This is a genomic window from Georgenia sp., from assembly GCF_054605595.1.
On the sequence record NZ_JBTSDU010000151.1, the window covers coordinates 1 to 6,545 of the forward strand.

At 73.5% G+C, this 6,545-nt stretch carries 6 protein-coding genes; 2 read left to right on the forward strand and 4 right to left on the reverse strand.

Features of this window, described 5'->3' with window-relative positions; translation table 11 throughout:
- Positions 1-95 precede the first annotated feature (95 nt).
- Positions 96-965, forward strand: a complete 870-nt coding sequence (locus ACYC1Z_RS13475) for a 1,4-dihydroxy-2-naphthoate polyprenyltransferase (protein WP_461410037.1) — start codon at positions 96-98, stop codon at positions 963-965.
- 556 nt (positions 966-1,521) lie between these two features.
- Complete coding sequence (locus ACYC1Z_RS13480) at positions 1,522-2,070, forward strand: PLD nuclease N-terminal domain-containing protein (RefSeq protein ID WP_461410038.1); 549 nt, start codon at positions 1,522-1,524, stop codon at positions 2,068-2,070.
- 33 nt (positions 2,071-2,103) lie between these two features.
- Here the strand turns inward: ACYC1Z_RS13480 and ccsB are convergent, their stop codons facing one another.
- The 4 genes from ccsB to ACYC1Z_RS13500 are packed head-to-tail and all read right to left on the reverse strand — an operon-like array spanning position 2,104 to position 6,404.
- Complete coding sequence (gene ccsB / locus ACYC1Z_RS13485) at positions 2,104-3,084, reverse strand: c-type cytochrome biogenesis protein CcsB (RefSeq protein WP_461410039.1); 981 nt, start codon at positions 3,082-3,084, stop codon at positions 2,104-2,106.
- A complete protein-coding gene (resB, locus tag ACYC1Z_RS13490) occupies positions 3,077-4,918 on the reverse strand; it encodes a cytochrome c biogenesis protein ResB (protein ID WP_461410040.1) in 1,842 nt (613 codons plus the stop codon). Before resB ends, ccsB begins: the two co-directional genes overlap by 8 nt.
- A 1-nt stretch (position 4,919) precedes the next feature.
- On the reverse strand, positions 4,920-5,813 hold the full coding sequence (locus tag ACYC1Z_RS13495; RefSeq protein ID WP_461410041.1) for a cytochrome c biogenesis CcdA family protein: 894 nt from the start codon (positions 5,811-5,813) through the stop codon (positions 4,920-4,922).
- Positions 5,814-5,819: 6 nt separating this feature from the next.
- Positions 5,820-6,404, reverse strand: coding sequence for a TlpA family protein disulfide reductase (locus tag ACYC1Z_RS13500; protein ID WP_461410042.1), 585 nt, complete (start codon positions 6,402-6,404; stop codon positions 5,820-5,822).
- Positions 6,405-6,545: the final 141 nt, after the last annotated feature.

The window sequence follows — 6,545 nt, forward strand, 5'->3', positions numbered from 1 at the left end:
GGCTCAGGGCCGCCGGATGCCGGTCCCGGCACCGGATATCGTGGAACGTTCCCCGTGCGGCCGGCCCGCACCCGACCGACCCGATTCGGAGCTTCATGGCCACGCTGTCCGACTGGCTCGAAGGCGCCCGTGTGCGCACCCTGCCCGCTTCCGTCTCCCCCGTGCTCATCGGCACGGGGGCGGCCGCAGCACTGGGCCATGCCTCGGTGGGCCGGGCGCTCCTGGCCGGCGGCGTGGCACTCGCGCTCCAGATCGGGGTCAACTTCGCGAACGACTACTCCGACGGCGTCCGCGGCACCGACGCCGTCCGGACCGGTCCGCCGCGCCTGACCGGCGGCGGCAAGGCCAGCCCCGCGACCGTGAAGCGTGCCGCGATCCTCAGCCTCGTCGTCGGGGCGGTGCTCGGTACGGTGCTCGTGGCCGTCTCCGGAACGTGGTGGCTGCTCGCGGCGGGAGTGCTCGCGCTCCTGGCGGCGTGGGGGTACACCGGCGGTCGGCACCCCTACGGCTACCTGGGCCTCGGCGAGGTCGGCGTCTTCGCTTTCTTCGGCCTCATGGCCACGCTCGGGACCACCTACACGCAGGCGCTCACGCTGTCGTGGCCGGCGTGGGCGGGCGCGATCGGCGTCGGGCTCATCGCGTGCGCCCTGTTGATGGTGAACAACATCCGTGACATCCCCACGGACTCCCAGGTCGGAAAGAACACGCTCGCGGTCCGGCTCGGCGAGCGGCGGGCCCGGCTCTGGTACTCCCTGATGGTCTGGGTGCCGCTCGCCCTCGCGCTCACCTGCGCGCCGGCGTCACCGTGGACGCTGCTCGTACTTCTCCTGGTCCCCTGGACGGTCCGGCTCTCGCGCACCGTCCTCGGCGGCGCCGCGGGACGCGACCTCATCGTCGTCCTGCGGGACACCGCGCTGCTCGAGCTCGGTTACGGCATCCTGCTCGGCGTCGGGCTCACGCTCTAGGGTGCTGCCCGCCTCGGTGGCGACCGTGTGCTCGGGCCCGGTCACGCTCTCTGGGTCCGCGACGCTCACCGGGCCGGTCGCGCTCTCCGGGTCCGCCGCGCCACCCGGACCCGCCGCGCTCACCGGGCCGGTCGCGCTCTCCGGGTCCGCCGCGCCACCCGGACCCGCCGCGTCACCCGGGCCCGCCGCGTCGACGAGTGCGTCCTCGTACGCAGCGTCCGCCTCGACGTCGGGCGAGAACGTCGGGCGCTGTGCACGCAACGGGTTCAACTCGGCGAGCAACGCCGCCGCTGCCTCGCCCTGTGAGCGGAGGACCAGGTAGGACAGGAGCGCGCCGACGACGACGGCCGTGACCCACAGCAGCCAGGAGCGCATGCCGAGCAGGTACAGCACCCCGGCCGCCGCGGCGATGAGGAGCACCCGGAGCAGGCTGTAGACGAGCAGACGCATGACGGCCAGCCTACGGCCACGGTTCACGCGCTCCTGCGACCCCCGCGCCACCCCTACCTACCGGCCCCGGACGCCGTGGGCGGCGCGCGCCGCTTACCCTAGAGAGATGGGCAGGTTGCTGGTCGTCATCATTCCTCTCGCGCTGATGATCTATGCGCTCATCGACTGTGCGCGGACGCCTGAGGACTCGATGCCGTCCGGCATCCCGAAGGCGCTGTGGCTGGTGCTCATCATCTTCCCGGTGCTCGGCCCACTGGCGTGGATCCTCATCAGCCGCATCGCCAGCGCGGAGGCGTCGGCCGCGGCCAGCGGCCGGCCGATCGTGTGGACCTCCCAGAGCCCGCACCGGCCGAGCCGTCGCCCCGGGCCCACCGCCCCCGACGACGACCCAGATTTCCTCGCCCGGCTCGCCCGCGAGCAGCGCCGGGCCCAGCGCGAGCACGAGGCGGCTGACGGCGGAGCGGACCCGGCCGCACCCGACGCGGGCCGTCCTGCCGACACCAACCGCTCTGCCGATGCCGGCCGTTCCGCCGACACCAATCGTTCCGCCGAGACGGATGCGACCGGCGGCACCGAGGCCGACAGGCCGTCCGGCGACGACGAGACCGGCTCCCCCGGCAGCGACACGTCGCCCGGGAGCAGCACGCGCCCCTGACCCGCTTCCGCTACCCGATCCCGCTGGCTTCGGCTATCCGATCCCGCTGTAGGCGTGCAGGCTGTTGAACAACAGGTTCACCAGGAAGTAGTTCGCGAGGACGGCGCCGAAACCGACGATCGACAGGACGGCGGCGCGCCGTCCTTCCCAGCCCCGCGTCGCGCGGGCGTGCAGGTAGGCGGCGTAGACCACCCAGACCACGAGCGACCAGGTCTCCTTGGCGTCCCAGCCCCACGGCCGGCCCCAGGCGTGCTCGGCCCAGATCGCCCCCGCGATGACGGTGAACGTCCACATCATGAAGCCGACGGCGTTGAGGCGGAAGGCGAGGCGCTCGAACTCGGCCGAACTCGGCAACACCTCGAGCAGGCGGCCCCGCCACGTGGCGGGCTCCGCGCCGGCGGCGGCGCCCGCACGTTGCCCCGGCACCGATCCGCCGACGCCGACCAGCACCGGCTCGGGTGCCTCCGCGGCGCCGGGCTCGGCGGCGCGGCGCAGCTCGGCCCGCTCCTGGACGAGCTGGACGCTGGAGAGGATCGTCGCTACGGCGAAGACGCCGGTGGCGACGGTCGCGATCGAGACGTGGATGACGAGCCAGTAGCTGTTCAGCGCCGGCGGGACCCCGTCCGCGCGCACGTAGAGCACCGAGACGGCGACACCGAGCATGAGCAGTGCGAGCCCGGTCACGAAGGTGCCGAGGTAGCGCAGGTCACGACCCCGCTGGAGGGCGAGGAAGAGCAGCACCACGACCAGCGTGGACAGGATCGAGAACTCGTACATGTTCGCCCACGGCACCCGGCCCGCAGCGATCGACCGGGTGACCACACCGACGAGGTGCAGGGCGGCGCCCAGCCACGTGGTCGCCATGCCGATGCCGGCCGCGCGCCGGTGCGCACCCGGGGTACGCACCCGCAGCCCCGACAGGTCGGCGGCGAAGGCCACCAGGGCGATCATGTACGCCGCCATGGCACCGTAGATGAACAGCGTGCTGAGCTGTCCGAGCTCGCTCTCAGGCATCGGGGTCCTTTCGTGCCGAGCACGCCTCGGCGTCGGTCACGGTCGGGACCTCGTCGGCCGGTGCCCCGCCCGTCGAGGCCCCATTGTCCACGGTCGGGCCGTCGACGTCCGCCGTTCGGGCACCCGAAGTGCCGGTGTCCACGGTCGGGCCGTCCACACCCGCCGTTCGGACACTCGCCGACCCGTTGCCCGCCGTGGGGGCGCCGGCCTCCACGGCCGGCCCAGCGGCGGCAAGTACCCGTTCCAGGTCGCGGACGAGCCCGGGGTCGTCGCCGCGGGCCAGTGCGGCGGCACTGACGACGGTGCGGTCGGGCGCCGCGGTGGTCAGCCGAACCCAGAGGCGACGGCGGGGCACGAAGAGCGAGCCGAACAGGCCGAGCATCGCGGCGACGGCGAACGCGAGGAGCCACGGCAGCGAGCGGTCGTAGCGCAGGTCGAGGGCCGCGAACCGGGGCAGCGCCTCGAAGGTCACGGACCCGAGGCCCTCGGGCAGCTCCACGGTCTCCCCGGGCGCGAGGAAGATCGTGACAGGCTGCTGCCCGGTCGCGGCCGAGCCGGCGGTGCCGTCGTCAGCCTCCTCGTAGACCTGACGCATGCTCGCGGTCTCGAGGACGTAGACGTTCTGGGGGACGCCGTCGTCCAGGCCCAGGTCACCGACCCAGAGCGTGAGCACCAGGAGCGGGGAGTTGGGCTGCGGGTGCGCGGAGAACGCCCCCGCGCCGTCCGGGGCGATGACGGCGGTGGGCAGGAACGCGCCGATCAGGCCGAGCTGCTCCTGGCCGCCGGTGACGTCCGGGACCTTGACGACGCCGCGCGAGGTGTACATCTGGTCCTCGGGCAGGAACGGCACGGCGCCGGCGAAGGCCACCTCGCCGCTGCCGTCGCGGACCGTGAGGTCGGGGGCGAAACCGTTGCCGGAGAGGTAGACGTTGGCGCCGCCGGCGGTCATCGGGTGGTTGACCTTGATGGTCTCGTCCCGCTCGGTGCCGTCGGGCTCGGTCACCGACATGTGCGCGGCGAAGTCGCGGGCCTGGGCGTCCACCGTGAAGGCGGACTCGAAGCCGTCGAGCGTGAACGTGAAGGGCTCGAGCTGGTCGGCGTCGAACAGCGTGCCCGGGTCGAAGGAGTCGTAGGCGAGGACCGAGTTGGCGAAGGACTGACCCTCGATGACGACGGCCTGGCCGCGGTAGCTGAAGAGCTGCCCGGCGGCCATCGCCAGCAGCAGCCCGATCAGCGAGAGGTGGAAGACGATGTTGCCGGTCTCGCGCAGGTAGCCGCGCTCCGCGGTGATGCCGCCGTCGGTCGTCGCCGTGCGGTACCGCCCCCGCAGCGCCGCGGTGACCCTCGCGGCGACGTCCTCCTCGGTGGCGGCGACCGTGCGCTCCCCGCGTGCGGGGAACCGGGCGAAGCTCCGGGGCACGCGCGGTGGCTGCGAGCGCAACGCCCGCCAGTGCACCTTGACGCGGGGCAGGATGCAGCCGATCAGCGAGGCGAAGAGCAGCAGGTACACGGCTGCGAACCACGGCGAGGAGTACACGTCGAAGAAGCCGAGGCGCTCGAGCCACGGCGCCAGCGCGGGGTGGTCGGCGTGGTACGCGGCGACCGCCGTGGGGTCCTGGGGCTCCTGCGGGAAGAACGAGCCGGGCAGCGCCGCGACGGCCAGCAGCAGCAGCAGGAGCAGCGCCACCCGCATGCTGGTGAGCTGACGCCAGATCCAACGCGCCCAGCCCCGGATGTCGAGCGTCGGCTGGGTCGGCTCACCCGCGGACTCGCTGCCCCCGAGACCCGCCTTGGAGCTGAGGTCGGTGGGGTCCTGCTCGGTGGGGGCACGCACGTCAGACCACCGTCACGAAGCCGTCGATGAGGCCCTGGAGCTGGTTCGTGATCGTGCCCCACACACCGGTCACGAGCGCGCCGCCGAGGAGCACGAGGAGGCCGCCACCGGTGACCTGGAGGGTGCGGCGGTGCCGGCGCAGGAAGCTCAGCGCACGGCTCGATCGGGAGAACAGCATCGCCAGGACCACGAAGGGCACGCCCAGGCCGAGGCAGTACGCCACCACGAGGAGAGCGCCGCGGGTCGGGTCCGCACCCCCGAAGGACAGGCTGAGGACCGCCGCCAGCGTCGGCCCGATGCACGGTGCCCAACCGAGCCCGAACACGGCACCCAGTACCGGGGCGCCCCACAACCCGTAGCGGGGTGCCATGTGCGGGCGACGCTCACGCTGGAGGGCGGGTAGGGCCCCCATGAAGGCCAGCCCCATGACGATCACGACCACACCCATGACGCGCATGATGAGGTCGAGATGGGCGCGCAGGGCGATGCCCGCCAGCGAGAACATCACGCCGAGCAGCAGGAACACGGCGGTGAACCCGGCGACGAAGAGCAGCACCCCGAGCAGGAGCCGCCCACTGTTCGGTGCCCCGGTACCGGTCCGTGCACGGGTGCCGGTAGTTGCCCGGGTGCGACCCAGCGCCCCGCTGCCGGTAGCTGCCCGGGTGCGACCCAGCGCCCCGGTGCCGCTCACGGTCCGGGAGCCCCCACCCCCGGGGCCCACGCCGGCGCTCGCCCCCACCATGCCGCCGAGGTAGCCCACGTACCCGGGCAGCAACGGCAGCACGCACGGGGACGCGAAGGAGATGAGTCCCGCCAGGGCGGCCACCGGCAGTGCGGCGAGCATCGAACCGTCCAGGACGGTCCGCGCGAAGGTGTCGGCGATCTCCTCCCACACGGGGGCTCAGACCTCCTCTGCGAGCGTGTCGTCGATGAGCCCGCGGAGTACGGCGGGCTCGATCTGGCCGAGGATGCGGGCGGCCACGCGGCCCTCGCCGTCGAGCACCACGGTCGAGGGCATCGCCTGGAGCGGGACGAGGCCCTCGAGCGCCGCGACGGCGGCCGCGCTCTCGTCGTGCACGGACGGGTAGGGCACCTCGAACGTGCGCTCGAAAGCCTGGGCGGTGCCGACGTCGTCGCGCGGGTTGACGCCGAGCAGCCGGACGCCGTCGTCGGCGTAGTCCTCGGCGACGGCGCGCAGGTCCGGCGCCTCGGCCCGGCACGGGGGGCACGCGGCGTACCAGAAGTTCAGGACGACGACGGCGTCGCGCCAATCCGCCACGTCGACCGTGCCGCCGTCGTACGTGGTGCCCGTCAGGGCGACCGGCTCGCCGCGCTCGGTTACCGACCAGGTGGCGAACGACCCGTCCCCGGCGACGTAGCCGGAGTCGGCGACGGAGGCGTTCGAGGTGCCCCCGGGGGCGCAGGCCGCGAGCGCGAGCACCGCGAGGGCGGCTGCCACCGTGCGCGCCAGGGGGCGACGGCTCATCGGGACGTCCCCCCCGTTCGCGACCGCCGTGCACGCCCGGGTGCGACGGCTCATCGGGACGTCCCCCTGTTCGCGGCCGCCACCGAGATGCCCGGGGTCATGTCCGCGGAGCCGCGCCGGAGATCCACGCCGGGCTCCCAG